Below are 14,140 nucleotides of genomic sequence, written 5' to 3'. Positions count from 1 at the left end.
TAGAAATAAGAATCCCCGCCGATGCCGCCTCAAATGCCGCACCGCCGGGGATTCTGTAAGTTTAACTGTATTCCGCTGCTTTATTTCTCTGCTTCTCTTTTCTTATCCAGTTTTACATTGCGGAAGTACAGCACCATATCTACGGTGATCTCTGCAATGTTCAGGAAATAGAAAGCCCATGCAAGGAAAAAGATCCAGTCTTTGTCCGGATTGTTCATATAGCTGATAAATTTGTTAGCAATACCGAAAATATATCCGATCCAGATGAACACCTCAAAGTAAAGGCTCTTTCCTTTTGCTGTTCTTGAAGTCCAGGATTTATAAATGGACAGCGGCCAGGACAGGCCAAAGCACAGGATCATCAGTGCTTCCAGTAAGTGGCTTATCATTTCTACAGTCATGTTTTTCTTCCTCTTTCATTTCTTTTTCTGCCGAAAGTCGCTTGCAAGTGTTAATGCCCTGATGTCTTTTCAGCTTGAGACCTGTCTGAAATAATCAGACGGGTCTATGGTCTCTCTTGTATTTCGTCGTTACAAATGTAACCTTTAGTCTTCTTTATGCGCTTCTAAGTATTCTTTTCTTCCCATCTCATACAGATTATTTCCGTCGCAGTCGATGATAACAAAAAGCGGCATGTCTTCTACTTCCAGACGGCGAAGTGCTTCTGCGCCAAGATCTTCGTATGCGATCAGCTCTGCTTTTTTGATGCATTTTGCAAGCAGTGCGCCGGCTCCGCCGATGGCTCCGAAGTATACGCCATGATATTTCTTCATGGCTTCTACAACTTCCGGAAGACGTGCGCCTTTACCGATCATTCCTCTTGCGCCTACGGACATCATGGTCGGAGCATACGCATCCATACGGCCGCTGGTGGTAGGACCTGCAGATCCGATGACCTGGCCTGGTTTTGCAGGGGTCGGTCCTACGTAGTAAATCGTAGCGTCTGTCGGATCAAACGGGATTTTTTCTCCTCTTGCGAGCGCTTCACACATTCTCTTATGTCCGGCGTCACGGGAAGTATAGATAGTTCCGGTCAGATATACGGTATCTCCGGCATGCAGTGTTTTTGCCAGTTCTTCTGTTAAAGGCAGCTGAATATGTTTTTCCATGATCAGATCACCTCCGTTTTATGACGGGTAACATGGCAGTTGATGTTGACTGCACACGGCATTCCCGCAATATGAGTCGGCATTGTCTCGATATTGAGGCCGATGGCTGTGGTTTTTCCGCCAAAGCCCTGCGGTCCGATGCCGAGTTTGTTGACTTTCTCCAGCATTTCTTTTTCCAGATCTGCGTAGAACGGATCCGGGTTCTCGGAATCGATCGGGCGCATCAGTGCTTTTTTCGCAAGCAGTGCACATTTATCGAAGGTTCCGCCGATACCAACGCCGACTACCATAGGCGGGCATGGGTTCGGGCCTGCTGTCTCAACAACTTCCAGGATGAAATCCTTGATTCCCTGAAGACCTGCGGACGGTTTGAACATACGGATCATACTCATATTTTCGCTTCCGAAGCCTTTCGGGCCTACGGTTACTTTGATCTGATCGCCAGGAACGATCTCGGTGTAGAGCATAGCCGGTGTATTGTCGCCGGTGTTTCCTCTTCTGACCGGATCTTTGACAACGGATTTTCTTAAGTATCCTTTGTCATATCCTCTTCTGACACCTTCGTTGACTGCCTCTGCAAGATCTCCTCCTGCGATGTGCACATCCTGTCCGATTTCCAGGAAAACACATGCCATTCCGGTATCCTGGCAGATCGGCACGTTCTGTGCGTCTGCGATCTCATAATTTTCTACGATTTTGTCCAGAACACCTTTTGCAATCTCGCCATCCTCGCAGGCACGGCAGCCTGTGATGGCACATTTTACGTCTTCCGGAAGATGGTAGTTTGCTTCGATACAAAGTTTCTCTACCACATCCGTAATGGTACTAGCCTGAATTTCACGCATGGGATTCTCCACCTTTCTTTCCTTGCTATTTTATCATACCGATCATCCAATGGATTTTCAGCACGGAAAGCGTGTCCAGGGACAGTATTTCTGCCCCGGGCCACGCTTTTTCGCGGTTACTGCATTTTACAGGTGTCTCTTTCCTGCATAATCCGGCAGAAGCTGCGGAGATACCATACCGGTGTCAATGCCTGCCTCTTTTAAGGTCTCAGCATATTTCTCCACATGATCCAGATTCATCTTTCCAAGTGTTACGTCTTTTGCTTTTGCTGCTGCAGCTTTTCCTGCATCACGGCCAAATACGATAACATCCAGCAGAGAGTTACCCATCAGACGGTTTCTTCCGTGGATTCCTCCAACTGCCTCACCTGCTACGAGCAGGTTGCTTACGGTGTTGGTAAAGCCTTCGCCGTTGATTTCCAGTCCACCGTTCTGATAATGCAGCGTCGGGTAAACCAGGATCGGCTCTTTTCTCATATCGATGCCATACTGCATGAACATACGGAACATAGCCGGGATTCTCTTCTCAATGGTGCCTTCTCCGTGGATCAGCTCGATCATTGGAGTATCCAGCCATACAGCCTTGCCCTGTGGAGTCTCAACGCCCTCGTTGCGGTCGTCGGAGCACTCGCGGATGATACTTGCTGCAGATACGTCACGGGTTTCCAGCGGATGCATGAATGCTTCGCCGTCTACGTTTACGAGCATTGCGCCCAGAGAACGTACTTTCTCGGTTACCAGAGCACCGAAGATCTGAGCCGGGTAAGCAGCTCCGGTCGGATGGTACTGAATGGTATCCTGATACAGAAGCGGAGCGCCTGCACGGTATCCAAGGATCAGACCGTCAGCGGTTGCACCGTAATGGTTGGAGGTTGGGAAGTTGTTGTAGTGAAGGCGTCCTGCACCACCGGTTGCAATGATAACTGTTTTTGCCTTTGCTACCTGGTACTCGCCAGTCTCCATGTTCTGGAGAACAGCACCTGCAACCTGTCCCTTATCGTCTTTGATCAGTTCTACTGCGGAAGAGAACTCGATTACCGGAATACCGCGGTTGATGACTTCATCACGCAGTGTTCTCATGATCTCTGCTCCAGAGTAGTCACGGCATGCATGCATACGTTTTCTGGAAGTTCCGCCGCCGTGCGTAGTTACCATACGGCCATTCTCATCTTTATCAAACATAACGCCCAGGTTTTCCAGCCAGGAGATTGCATCCGGAGCTTCCATAACCAGTTTGCGGAGCAGTTCCGGTCTTGCAGCAAAGTGTCCGCCGCCGAACGCATCCAGATAATGCTGTGCCGGGGAATCGTTTTCTTTGTCCGCTGCCTGGATTCCACCTTCTGCCATCATGGTATTTGCATCACCAATTCTCAGTTTGGTGGTAATCATAACGTTTGCGCCAGCCTCGTGAGCCTCGATAGCTGCAGAAGAACCTGCTCCACCGGCACCGATAACCAGTACATCTACGTCATAATCTACTTTGTCAAGGTCGATGTCAACACCGAGGATACGGCTGTTGGACTCCAGCAGATAGCCGAGCTCTGTCGGAACTTTCTCACCTTTGTTCGGGCCGACTTTCAGGGTGATGAAGCCTTCCTCTTTATAGTCCGGATGATATGCTGCAAGAAGGGCATCTTTCTCATCCGCTGTCATTCTTCTTGGCTCTGTTGCCATTCTCTGGGCTCTGGTAGCTTCTACCTTTTTAATAGAGTCCTGCATATTGGCCAGTGTATACATTAGAAATTCCCTCCTTATTTCTCGATCTCACGGTTGTTGTAAAGTTCCTGCATTTCTTCGATCGGTTTCTGCATAACCTGCTCGATCAGATCATCGAATTTTCCTTCTTTGATCTCTGCTACACGGTTCTTTACATGTTCAGACTTCGGAGCAATGTATTTTCCGTTCAGACGTCTTGCCAGCTCTCCTACCATCGGATGGGAGATACCAGCCGGACAGCGGGATGCACAGATTCCGCAGCCGATGCAGTCGAAGGACTCTTCTGCACATTTCTTGAAGTCGCCTCTCTGTGCGTATGCAATATACTGCATAACGTTCAGGCTCTGCGGACATCCTTTGGTACATGCATTACATCCAACGCAGCTGTAGATTTCCGGATACAGATCCATCATGACTCTCTGCTCTGCGCTGATCTCTTCGATATCGTATGTTCTCTTGTCGATCGGATAGAACGGAAGGCTTGCGATATACATGCCGTCTTCTACCTGTGTCTGACATGCCAGACAGGTTTTCAGTTCATTTTTTCCTTTGATTCTGTAGATGGTCGCACATGCACCGCAGAATCCGTGACGGCATCCGCATCCGCGTTTTAACTGATATCCGGCGTACTCCATAGCGGTCATGATGGTCAGATCGCCAGGTACGGAATACTTTTTGCCGTAAACGTAAATATTTACCATTTCCTGCATTTTCTTCAACCTCCGTTTAATATTCGTTCGGTAATTCGTCAATCTCGTCGCAGCGGAAAACCGGGCCGTCTTTGCAGACGTATTTGTCTCCGATGTTGCACGGCCGCATTTTCCGATACCGCATTTCATACGAAGCTCCAAAGTGGTGTAAACCTGTGTTTTCTCATAGCCCAGCTCCTGAAGTCCCTGAAGAACAAATTTGATCATGATCGGCGGTCCGCAGATCAGAGCTGTTTTGTCAACAGACATATTCAGTTCTTTTACATAGTTCGGAACGAATCCTACATGGCCGTCCCAGCCTTCCTGTTCACGGTCAATCGTCAGATGCACGTTGACATCTTTTGCTTTCGCCCATACTTCCTGGATCTCTTTTAACTGTACCAGATCGTCTTTGGAACGGGAACCGTAAACGATATCTACGGTACCGTAGTTATCACGATTGTCCAGTACGTAATTAATAACAGAACGCAGTGGAGCAAGTCCGATACCTCCGGCGATGAACAGCAGATCCTGTCCTTTTAATACGGTTTCTACCGGGAAATGATTTCCATACGGTCCACGAACCAGGATTTCATCTCCTACGGACATGTTGTGAAGATAATTCGTTAAAGTACCGCACTCCTTGATGGAGAACTCCTGGTACTCTTTGTTTGTCGGGGAAGAGGTAATGGAAACAGTGCCTCTCCGACACCCGGTACACAGAGCATTGCGCACTGGCCAGGCATATGTTCAAACAGCTTGGTGCCGTCCGGACGAACGATACGGAATGTTTTTACGTCCGGTGTTTCGCGGCGGATATCTGTGATGATACCGACCTGCGGCAGCAAAGCGTTTTTCTTTTCTTCGCTTCCACAACTACAATTGCACATTTACTTGGTACCTCCCATGCGTTTGATTACTTTGACAATGTTCAGCGACTGCGGGCATTTCTCTACGCAGCGTCCACATCCGACGCAGGAATACATTCCGTCGTTGTTGTCCGGGAAGTATACCAGTTTGTGCATGAAACGCTGACGGAAACGCTGCAGCTGTGTGGTACGGTTGTTTCCTGCTGCCATCATGGTGAAATCAGAGTACATGCAGGAATCCCAGCAGCGGTAACGCTGTACACCGTTTCCGGTGTTAAAGTCTTTGATATCGTAGCACTGGCAGGTCGGGCAGGAGAACGTACAGGTTCCGCAGCCTAAGCAGGCATCGGAAAGTTCTTTCCACTTCGGATCGTCAAAACGTTCTTTTGTCTTGCCAACGCCCCATCCCTCGAGGGAAAGGTTGCTGTTTGGCATCTTGTCGATCAGAGTACGGATTGCTTCTTTCTCAGCCTCTACTTCTTTGGTAAGATCCTGCTCGGTCAGGTAAGCTTTTACAAGCTCGGTCAGTTTCTGGCCTTTTTCGGTTTTTGCTTCCCATGCATAACCGTCAGCTACCTGCCACATAGCAACATCTGCTGCCGGTTCTGCAGCATCGATGCCGAAGGTTTTACAGAAGCAGCTGTCTTCCGGCTCATGACAAGCCAGGGAAACAACGATGCCGTGCTCTCTTCTTGCTGCATAGTAAACGTCTGCAGGCTCGCTTAAGAAAACGCGGTCCAGAACATCGAACGCTCTGACATCGCACGGACGAACGCCGAAGATAGCAAACGGTGCGTCTTTTAATGCAGCCGGTTCAATGCTGGTTTTATTTGCCTTCTGATAGCAGGAGTAAAGAATTTCACTCTGCGGGAAAAAGGCATCTTTCGGGGATTTTACGGTTTTTAAGGTATCGAGATCCACGTCTGCGTCCTCGGTCCAGAAACCGAAATTGGTAATTCCATTGTTTTGTACCGGAAGGAAAAGATCCATCTCCTTTGCAACAGCGGCAAGGAGCTCCGGCATTTTTTCTCTGCTAATCTGATACATCCCTTAACCCCTTTCCTTAACGATACTTGGCTCTACATCTTCCTGTGTGAAGTTGGTGAGCGGTGCACGGCTGTCGGTATCGGCGCCTGCCTGATACTCTCCGTAGAACTCGTCGATATCTTTGATGAATTTACGGTTCAGCAGGTGCAGCGGAATGTGCTGCGGACATACACGGGAACACTCGCCACAGTCGGTGCAGCGTCCGGCAACGTGGAATGCACGGATAATGTGGAACATCTGCTCTTCAAATGTAGTCGTATTTGCTTTCTGTGCGGTATCGTAACGGTCATTATCGAAGACACATTTGATACAGCTGCAGGCCGGACATACGTTACGGCATGCATTACAGCGGATACAGCGGGACAGTTCGTTCTGCCAGAATGCGAAACGCTCTTCCGGAGCCATTGCCTCGAGCTTCTCAACCAGTTCAAAACGGCCTTCTTTTGCCGGTTTCTCTTCGTCGCAGTTCTCTGCCAGCTCGTCGTAGGCAACGTGTTTTCCGCCCTTGCAGGCTTTGCATCTTTCCAGGATAACATCCTCTCTTGCGAGCTCTTTGTCGCCGTAAACAGTTGCCACTTTGATGGTATCGCCGTCTTCTGTTACAGCGGTAATACCCTTGCATCCTGCTTCACGGATCTTTTCGATATCGAGTTTTCCATCGCAGCCGATGCCGACGATATAGGTTTTCTCGCGATCCACACGATGCTCTTTGATTAACTGATTAAAGCTGTAAGTATCACACGGTTTTAAGAAAACGAGTGTTTTTCCTTCTTCTTTCGATGCTTTAATCATGTATTTGCTAAGGTTTGCGCCGCAGAATCCGTCGTAGGTAAACTCGGAAAGGCTCTCGGCAGTCTCGAAGAATGCAGGCTCTGCACTGAAATCAGTGTCACCTTTTCTCCAGCCAAGAACACGGACTACGGTACCGTCAGACAGAAGCTCTTTTGCGCGGGATACTAATTTTTCTTGCATCGTAAATCCTCCAATCTGACATTCTTACCAAGGCTTGTAACCTGCTCGATGAACTCGTTCATGGTCTGGGAGAATTTCACACCTTCTGCGGCGGATACCCATTCCACACGGGTACGTCCGTTCTCAACGCCCATGTAATCCAGCATGGAGAACAGCAGGGTCATACGTCTTCTTGCATAATAGTTTCCTGTGCTGTAATGGCAGTCTCCCGGATGGCATCCGCAGAGGATGACTCCGTCAGCGCCCTTCTGGAATGCTCTTAAGATGAAGAGCGGATTGACACGGCAGGAACATGGAACACGGATGATCTTTACGTCTGCCGGATAGGAAAGACGGCTGGAACCTGCCAGGTCTGCTCCTGCATAGGAGCACCAGTTGCAGCAGAATGCCACGATGACTGGCTTAAATTCTTTGTTTTCGTTGTTATCTATCGGCATATTGCATCTACCTCCGCGAGAATTTGTCTATTGGAGAATCCTTTCAGGTCCATAGCGCCGGACGGACATGCAACGGTACATGCACCGCATCCATGGCAAAGTGCGCCGTTAACGACTGCCACATGTCTGGTTTCACGGATTCCATGGTCGTTGACCTGACGGTCTTCGTAGGAAATTGCGCCGTATGGGCAGACTTTTTCACAGGATGCACATCCATTACAGAACAGCGGATTGGATTCTGCTGTACACGGGTTGGTGGTCAGTTTGTCTTTTGCCAGCAGTCCGACTACTTTGACAGCAGCAGCTCCTGCCTGTGCAACGGTCTCCGGGATATCTTTCGGTCCCTGGCATACGCCGGAGAGGAAGACACCTGCGGTCGGGGACTCTACCGGACGCAGTTTTGCGTGTGCCTCAGTAAAGAAATCGTTGGTATCCATACTTGCGGTCAGCATGGTAGCCAGTTTTCTTGCATCTTTGCTCGGCTCGATGGCAGTTGCAAGGACAACAAGGTCTGCTTCCATTTTGATCTGACGGTTGTCAAGCAGGTCGGAACCCTGTACCAGAAGACGTCCGTTCGGTGCCTCGGATACTTTTCCTACCTGACCTTTGATATAGTCTACACTAAACTCTTCTACTGCACGGCGATAGAACTCATCGAAGTTCTTACCCGGAGTACGAACATCAATGTAGAAGACATGTACATTGACATCCGGATAATGGTCACGCACCAGCATGGCCTGTTTTGCGGTGTACATACAGCAGATCTTGGAGCAGTAGCTCTTTCCTCTGCAGGTCACGTCACGAGAACCGACACACTGGATAAATACGATATCCTTCGGATGCTCGCCGTTGGAAAGACGTACTACTTTACCGCCTGTCGGGCCGGCAGCATTCATCAGACGCTCCATCTCAAGGGAGGTAATTACGTCTTTGCTCTGGTTGTAATAATATTCGTCAAACTTGTCCAGACTGATGGTATCGAAACCAGTTGCCACAACGATTGCGCCGTACTCTCTGGTGATTACTTCATCTTTCTGGTCGTAGTTTACTGCACCTGCTGCACAGACTTTGGAGCAGATACCGCATTTTCCGGTTTTGAAGTGGATACAGTTTGCAGTATCAATAACCGGTACGTTCGGAACTGCCTGTGCGAACGGTGTGTAGATTGCAGTACGGTTGGACAAGCCTCTGTTGAACTCGCTCAGGTTCTTCTTGGAAGGACATTTCTCCTGACAGAGTCCGCATCCGGTACATTTGTCCATATCTACGTATCTTGCTTTCTTACGGATGTCTACTTTGAAATCACCGACGAATCCGCCAACGCTCTCTACCTCACTGTAGGTATAGATGTTGATCTTCTCATGCGCGTTTACCTCTCCCATACGAGGAGTCAGGATACAGGAAGAACAGTCGAGGGTCGGGAATGTCTTGTCAAGCTGTGACATTCTTCCGCCGATACTCGGGGTCTTCTCTACGATATCTACTTCATAGCCTGCATCTGCGATATCCAGTGCAGTCTGAATACCTGCGATACCGCCTCCGATCACCAGCGCACGTTTTACAACGCGGCTCTCGCCCGGGGTAAGCGGGGTATCCAGCATAACTTTAGCAACGGCTGCACGGGCCAGAATTACGGCCTTCTCGGTAGCCTCTTCCATGTCTTTATGAATCCAGGAACACTGCTCACGAATGTTTGCAATCTCCAGCTGATACGGGTTCAGGCCCGCTTTTTCTGCTGCTTTGCGGAACGTTCCTTCATGCATACGCGGAGAGCAGGAACAGATGACAACGCCGGTCAGATGCTCGTTCTGAATGGCATCGATCACTTTCTGCTGACCCGTTTCGGAACACATATACTGATAATCCTCTGCATGAACAACACCCGGCTCTTTGCTGATGACGTCAACAACTTTTTTGACATCAACCGTAGCCGCAATATTTGTACCGCAGTGGCAGACAAATACTCCTATTCTTTGCACTTTTCTCTCACCTTTCTGTGGATGGGTTGTTTTTTACTTTCTATATTTACGGAATGCACTCATCAGCAGCTGCTGCGGAGTCTCATCGTCCAGAAGTGCCGGTATTTCATCCGGGGAGAGATAATTCTCACCTTTCTGGCGGATGACAGAAAGACGGACTGCCTCGATCAGTTTGGCAGGTTTTACGTCTCTTGGACAGCGCTCTACGCATGCGAAGCAGGAGAGGCATTTCCAGATGGACTTGGAGTTCATCAGTGCTTCCACATCGCCGTTCTGTACATAGGATACGAACTGATGCGGACGGATGTCCATCTCATTGTAAGCAGGGCAGGATGCAGAGCATTTACCGCATCTCATACATTTTCTGGTATCCACGCCGGCGATGGCACGGATTTCATCGGATGTTACAATTTTCATGCCTGCACCTCCTCTTTGATGCCGAGTGCTTCTGCAAGAAGCTCGGTAAAGTAGGTAACCGGAAGACCTTCTTTTGTTCCGTTATTGCGCAGGTTGTACATGCAAAGCGGACATGCGGTGATCAGTTCTTCTGCTCCTTTGTAGGATGCGGACGCCATGATCTGGTCTACCATGTTGGATGCCATTTTCTTTTCTTTCAGGGATATGTAGCCACCGCAGCACTCATTTCTCATCGGATATACGACCGGTGTTGCGCCAAGGGCCTTGATAAAATCTTCAATGATTGTCGGATTCTCCGGATCGTCAAACTGCATTGTGGTGCTCGGACGAAGCAGCATACAGCCGTAATATGCGCCGATTTTTCTTCCTTTTAATGGGTTTACCACTTTCTCTTTGATCTTGTCAAATCCAACGACGTCACGCAGCACTTCCAGATAATGAAGTACTTTCGTTTCGCCAAGATATGGCTCGGAAAGAGCCATGTAGTTGTTTACTTTTGTCTGAATGTCTTCTACATTCGCCATGTCATCGTTTACGCGTTTGATCACGTGATGACAGGCGGAACAGACTGTGATCAGATCCTGTCCTTTTTCTTTGGCGTCTGCTAAGGCGCGAACCGAAGAAAGTTTTGTGGCGATTTCATCGGATGCCTGTGGATACACAGCTCCGCAGCACTGCCAGTTTTCAATTTCTTCCAGTTCAAATCCCAGAACTTTTGCGCACTCTCTGGCATAATGATCCAGATCTTTTGCTTTGTTCTTCAGCGTACAGCCCGGAAAATAACTGTAGGTCATGGAATTGCTCCTTTCTTACTTGCTCCTGTTGGTTTCCATTTTTCCTGCGGTATCTTCTGTCCGGCACCGGAAAAGTTTCCGGTACTCTTTTTATGTACACCCGGCGGAAAATTTCTTCAGGCGCACGTTAAGGCAGTGGGAGATACCGCTCTTTCGCACTTTCTGCCACTGCCATAAATTTTATGTTTTGAGCTTATTGCCCGCTCTTAGTGCTCGATCTGTGCGATAACTGCTTTTAATGCGTCGGCACTTGCTTTGAGTTTTTCTACTTCCTCTTTTGTCATACGCATCGGAATCTTGCCCTGTACGCCTTTCGGTCCAACGAGGGTCAGTGTGCTTAAGCATACATCCTCGATGCCGTACTCACCGTGCATCATGGAAGATACGGTTGCTACAGAATCGGAAGAAGAAAGAATGGTTGCTACCAGTTTGCATACTGCAACAGATACTGCATAGAAAGTAGCTCCTTTGTTTGCAATAACCTGTCCGCCGGAAGTTCTTACGTACTCCAGCATAGCATCTTTGTCGATCTTGGTTACGTTCCTGCCCATTTTTTCTACGGTCTCGTAGTACTCGTCCAGACTGACACCGGAAACGTAAGCGCCGCTCCACGGAATGAAGGAAGTATCGCCGTGCTCACCGAATACGTAAGCGTGGATGTTTTTCTGGGCAATGTTGAGGTGTTCAGACAGTCCGCAGCGAAGTCTCGCGGAATCCAGCATGGTACCAGAACCAAGGATCTGGTTTTCCGGAAGTCCGGAGATCTTTGTAAACACGTAGGTCATGATATCAACCGGGTTGCTTACAATGATGTAGATGGCATTCGGAGCCGCTTTTACGATTTCCGGTGTGATGGATTTTAAGATGTTTACGTTGGTCTGGGTCAGCTCAATACGGGTCTGGCCAGGCTTTCTTGCAATACCGGAAGTAATAATTACGATATCAGAGTCCTTGGCATCCTCATACTCACCTGCGATGATGGAGACCGGATCGCGGAAGCAGGTACCCTGCGCGATATCCATAACCTCTCCCTCTACTTTTTTCTTGTTAATATCGATGAGAACAATCTCAGACGCGATGTCTTCGTTCGACAGTGTATAGGCGATCGTAGATCCAACGCTTCCAGCTCCAATGATGGTAATCTTGCTGCTCATAAATACTCCTTTCTAAAATACCCCTAGTTGGTTTTTGTGATTGATAAATTTTTCACTTTCCTTATCATAGCACTATGACAAGAATTTAACAAGTGTTTTTTTCGAGCATTTTCGTGAAATCTTTTTTCTCACTGAGCCCGTACGCTTCCAGAAGGGGTGTTCTGGATATATTTCAATACAATTATACCATTTTTTGTTCTTTTTCACAAGAATTCTTTCCAAAAACTTACAGCTTTGTCCTTCATCCCGCAGAATTCGTCTTTTTCCGCATGGTTCCCGGGTTTTTGCTTTCTGTGTTTAGTTTCACACGTCTAACTTTCGTTCGTTATATTTTTAACAACTTTTCGTCATACGGGCTAGTTTCTGTCCTTCTTTTCTACATTTTGTAGGATGTATCCGCCAAATTTCCTGTCTGATTTTCATTTCTGCTGCCGCCAGACGCAAAAAAGACACGGATTTTTCTGTTCCGTGTCTTTTTTGCTCTGTTTTTTCTGTTTTTGCTTCTATTCTTCTGTTTCACGAGCCGTTGCCGCTTCGGCAAATGCATTTCCATATTCGGCAAGCGCCTCTTTTGCATAGACGGCATCTGACCGGTACGGCACATTTCCGTTTCCGACGTGCATCGTCACGTCCGCGCCTTTTCCAAGGATCAGAACAACCTCTCCCGGTACGGCGCCAAGAATCGCCTCCCGGATTGCTGCTCCGCGGTCCATGCGGATCTGGAAGGATGCACCTTCCTTTGCTATGTACCCGCCGATCTCCTCACAGATCGCCTGCGGATCTTCGTTTCCCGGATCATCCGGTACGAGGAAAATCCGGTCCGCCCGTTTTCCGGAAATCTCACCCATATCTTTTCTGCGGTTGAATGCTTTTCCGCCCGGGGTTCCGAACACAACGCTTACGCGGCTCCCCGGGTATTCGAGTGCTACGGTATCAAACATTTTTTCAAAACTCAGGCCATTGTGCGCGAAATCCACGATCGCCGTGACCTCGCCCGCGCTGCTCTCATACGTCTCCATCCTTCCCGGAACGGTGACGCCAAGGAGGCTTTCCTTGATCAGCGAAACCGGGATTCCCATCGACCAGGCAGCCGCAATGGCAGCTACGGCATTCTCCACATTGAAGGCTCCGTGCACCGGCAGGGTAAAATCTTCCGAGAAATCCGGTCCTGCCACATGGAAATAGAATTTTCCTCTGCCCGGCTTGATATCACTCACGCGGATTACAGCATTTTCTTTCGATCCAAACGTAACGACGCGCTCACATTTTGCCGCAGCTTTCAGGATTTCCCCGATATGGTCGCTGTCCAGGTTCACGCAGGCGCAGGTGCAGCGGTCGAAGATCTTTAATTTCGACTGGAAATAATCATCAAAATCCTTGTGCTCCGTCGGGCTGATGTGGTCCTTGGAGATGTTCAGGAAAATGGCGGTATCAAAATGCGTGTTTCCGACTCTCTCGTATTTGAGCGCCTGGGAGGATACTTCCATCACCATATGGGAAAGGCCTGCATCTACGGCATTGCGCATATGACGGCACAGCTCCAGGGATTCCGGCGTGGTGAGCGTTGATGCTTCTCTCGTCTTTCCGTCGTAATATTCAATCGAACTTAACAGTGCACATCCGTTTCCGCCCTGTTTTTTCAGGCAGGCATCGAGCATCGACTGCAGGTAGTAGGCTGTCGTTGTCTTTCCTTTTGTTCCGGTCAGCGCCGTGACATGCAGCGACTTTGCCGGATAATCGTAAAACGCCTCACCCAGCACAAACTGTGCTTTTCTGGCATCGTTGACGATGAGCGCCGGAATTTCTTTTCCCGCTTCGTATTTTTTTTCACTTACATAGGCAACAGCACCGCGGTTTACGGCGTCTTTTAAGTATGCCTCTTTGAATGCAGCTCCTTTGCAGAGAAACAGCGTTCCCTGATCCGCTCCGCCCGAAAAATACGTTACGAGGGTAACGGGTCTGTCCTCTCCTTCTTTTCCTTCCGGCTCTGCAAATTCCACCAGAAGGTCTTCCTGCTCCAGAAGTTTCTTATATTCTAATACCGACTGTTTCATAGGATATCTTCCTCTCTTCTATGGGATTCTTTTTCAGCTTTCCTAAAATCCAGGCTCC

General features: G+C 48.7%; 14 protein-coding genes. All 14 read right to left on the bottom strand.

The genetic code is table 11. The features are described from left to right. Window positions 1-80: 80 nt before the first annotated feature. The 14 genes from DWZ60_RS10985 to DWZ60_RS10920 all read right to left on the bottom strand — a co-directional run bounded on the left by DWZ60_RS10985 (window position 81) and on the right by DWZ60_RS10920 (window position 14,082). Window positions 81-401, bottom strand: coding sequence for a hypothetical protein (locus DWZ60_RS10985; RefSeq protein ID WP_022461179.1), 321 nt, complete (start codon window positions 399-401; stop codon window positions 81-83). 144 nt (window positions 402-545) lie between these two features. After that, window positions 546-1,109: a Fe-S-containing hydro-lyase gene (locus DWZ60_RS10980; RefSeq protein ID WP_117509210.1), complete on the bottom strand. Its 564-nt coding sequence runs from the start codon at window positions 1,107-1,109 to the stop codon at window positions 546-548. Between the two features lie 2 nt (window positions 1,110-1,111). After that, window positions 1,112-1,954 (bottom strand): fumarate hydratase, encoded by an 843-nt coding sequence (locus DWZ60_RS10975; protein ID WP_055265393.1) that lies wholly within the window; start codon window positions 1,952-1,954, stop codon window positions 1,112-1,114. Between the two features lie 126 nt (window positions 1,955-2,080). Next, the gene (locus DWZ60_RS10970) at window positions 2,081-3,691 is read right to left on the bottom strand and encodes an FAD-binding protein (RefSeq protein ID WP_055265391.1); all 1,611 of its coding nucleotides are present in this window, start codon (window positions 3,689-3,691) and stop codon (window positions 2,081-2,083) included. Between the two features lie 14 nt (window positions 3,692-3,705). Next, a complete protein-coding gene (locus DWZ60_RS20045) occupies window positions 3,706-4,968 on the bottom strand; it encodes a 4Fe-4S dicluster domain-containing protein (RefSeq protein WP_330422281.1) in 1,263 nt (420 codons plus the stop codon). A gap of 17 nt (window positions 4,969-4,985) precedes the next feature. Then, entirely contained in the window at window positions 4,986-5,249 is a 264-nt protein-coding gene (locus DWZ60_RS20040) for a hypothetical protein (protein ID WP_330422280.1), read from the bottom strand. Further along, window positions 5,250-6,275, bottom strand: coding sequence for a 4Fe-4S dicluster domain-containing protein (locus tag DWZ60_RS10955; protein ID WP_117801696.1), 1,026 nt, complete (start codon window positions 6,273-6,275; stop codon window positions 5,250-5,252). Window positions 6,276-6,278: 3 nt separating this feature from the next. After that, complete coding sequence (locus tag DWZ60_RS10950; RefSeq protein ID WP_055265384.1) at window positions 6,279-7,247, bottom strand: 4Fe-4S dicluster domain-containing protein; 969 nt, start codon at window positions 7,245-7,247, stop codon at window positions 6,279-6,281. Next, entirely contained in the window at window positions 7,232-7,684 is a 453-nt protein-coding gene (locus DWZ60_RS10945) for a hydrogenase iron-sulfur subunit (RefSeq protein WP_055265382.1), read from the bottom strand. The genes DWZ60_RS10950 and DWZ60_RS10945 overlap by 16 nt, the downstream gene beginning before the upstream one ends. Beyond that, complete coding sequence (locus tag DWZ60_RS10940; RefSeq protein WP_118741714.1) at window positions 7,675-9,663, bottom strand: CoB--CoM heterodisulfide reductase iron-sulfur subunit A family protein; 1,989 nt, start codon at window positions 9,661-9,663, stop codon at window positions 7,675-7,677. The genes DWZ60_RS10945 and DWZ60_RS10940 overlap by 10 nt, the downstream gene beginning before the upstream one ends. Before the next feature lie 33 nt (window positions 9,664-9,696). Beyond that, on the bottom strand, window positions 9,697-10,080 hold the full coding sequence (locus DWZ60_RS10935; RefSeq protein ID WP_022461169.1) for a 4Fe-4S dicluster domain-containing protein: 384 nt from the start codon (window positions 10,078-10,080) through the stop codon (window positions 9,697-9,699). After that, window positions 10,077-10,874, bottom strand: a complete 798-nt coding sequence (locus tag DWZ60_RS10930; protein WP_022461168.1) for a CoB--CoM heterodisulfide reductase iron-sulfur subunit B family protein — start codon at window positions 10,872-10,874, stop codon at window positions 10,077-10,079. Before DWZ60_RS10930 ends, DWZ60_RS10935 begins: the two co-directional genes overlap by 4 nt. A 206-nt stretch (window positions 10,875-11,080) precedes the next feature. Beyond that, window positions 11,081-12,028, bottom strand: a complete 948-nt coding sequence (locus DWZ60_RS10925) for an L-lactate dehydrogenase (protein ID WP_055219369.1) — start codon at window positions 12,026-12,028, stop codon at window positions 11,081-11,083. A gap of 503 nt (window positions 12,029-12,531) precedes the next feature. Continuing rightward, on the bottom strand, window positions 12,532-14,082 hold the full coding sequence (locus tag DWZ60_RS10920) for a Mur ligase family protein (RefSeq protein ID WP_119221635.1): 1,551 nt from the start codon (window positions 14,080-14,082) through the stop codon (window positions 12,532-12,534). Window positions 14,083-14,140: the final 58 nt, after the last annotated feature.

The organism is Blautia sp. AF34-10 (assembly GCF_003477865.1).
In the GTDB taxonomy this organism is placed as follows: Bacteria; Bacillota; Clostridia; order Lachnospirales; family Lachnospiraceae; genus Fusicatenibacter; species Fusicatenibacter saccharivorans.
Note: the sequence above shows the minus strand (reverse complement) of the source record. Positions and strands in the feature narration are given on the sequence as shown.

Coding starts and splice junctions, on each gene's coding strand:
- DWZ60_RS10985 (WP_022461179.1), bottom strand. CDS start 401: ATGACTGTAGAAATGATAAGCCACTTACTGGAAGCACTGATGATCCTG.
- DWZ60_RS10980 (WP_117509210.1), bottom strand. CDS start 1,109: ATGGAAAAACATATTCAGCTGCCTTTAACAGAAGAACTGGCAAAAACA.
- DWZ60_RS10975 (WP_055265393.1), bottom strand. CDS start 1,954: ATGCGTGAAATTCAGGCTAGTACCATTACGGATGTGGTAGAGAAACTT.
- DWZ60_RS10970 (WP_055265391.1), bottom strand. CDS start 3,691: ATGTATACACTGGCCAATATGCAGGACTCTATTAAAAAGGTAGAAGCT.
- DWZ60_RS20045 (WP_330422281.1), bottom strand. CDS start 4,968: ATGTCCGTAGGAGATGAAATCCTGGTTCGTGGACCGTATGGAAATCAT.
- DWZ60_RS20040 (WP_330422280.1), bottom strand. CDS start 5,249: ATGTGCAATTGTAGTTGTGGAAGCGAAGAAAAGAAAAACGCTTTGCTG.
- DWZ60_RS10955 (WP_117801696.1), bottom strand. CDS start 6,275: ATGTATCAGATTAGCAGAGAAAAAATGCCGGAGCTCCTTGCCGCTGTT.
- DWZ60_RS10950 (WP_055265384.1), bottom strand. CDS start 7,247: ATGCAAGAAAAATTAGTATCCCGCGCAAAAGAGCTTCTGTCTGACGGT.
- DWZ60_RS10945 (WP_055265382.1), bottom strand. CDS start 7,684: ATGCCGATAGATAACAACGAAAACAAAGAATTTAAGCCAGTCATCGTG.
- DWZ60_RS10935 (WP_022461169.1), bottom strand. CDS start 10,080: ATGAAAATTGTAACATCCGATGAAATCCGTGCCATCGCCGGCGTGGAT.
- DWZ60_RS10930 (WP_022461168.1), bottom strand. CDS start 10,874: ATGACCTACAGTTATTTTCCGGGCTGTACGCTGAAGAACAAAGCAAAA.
- DWZ60_RS10925 (WP_055219369.1), bottom strand. CDS start 12,028: ATGAGCAGCAAGATTACCATCATTGGAGCTGGAAGCGTTGGATCTACG.
- DWZ60_RS10920 (WP_119221635.1), bottom strand. CDS start 14,082: ATGAAACAGTCGGTATTAGAATATAAGAAACTTCTGGAGCAGGAAGAC.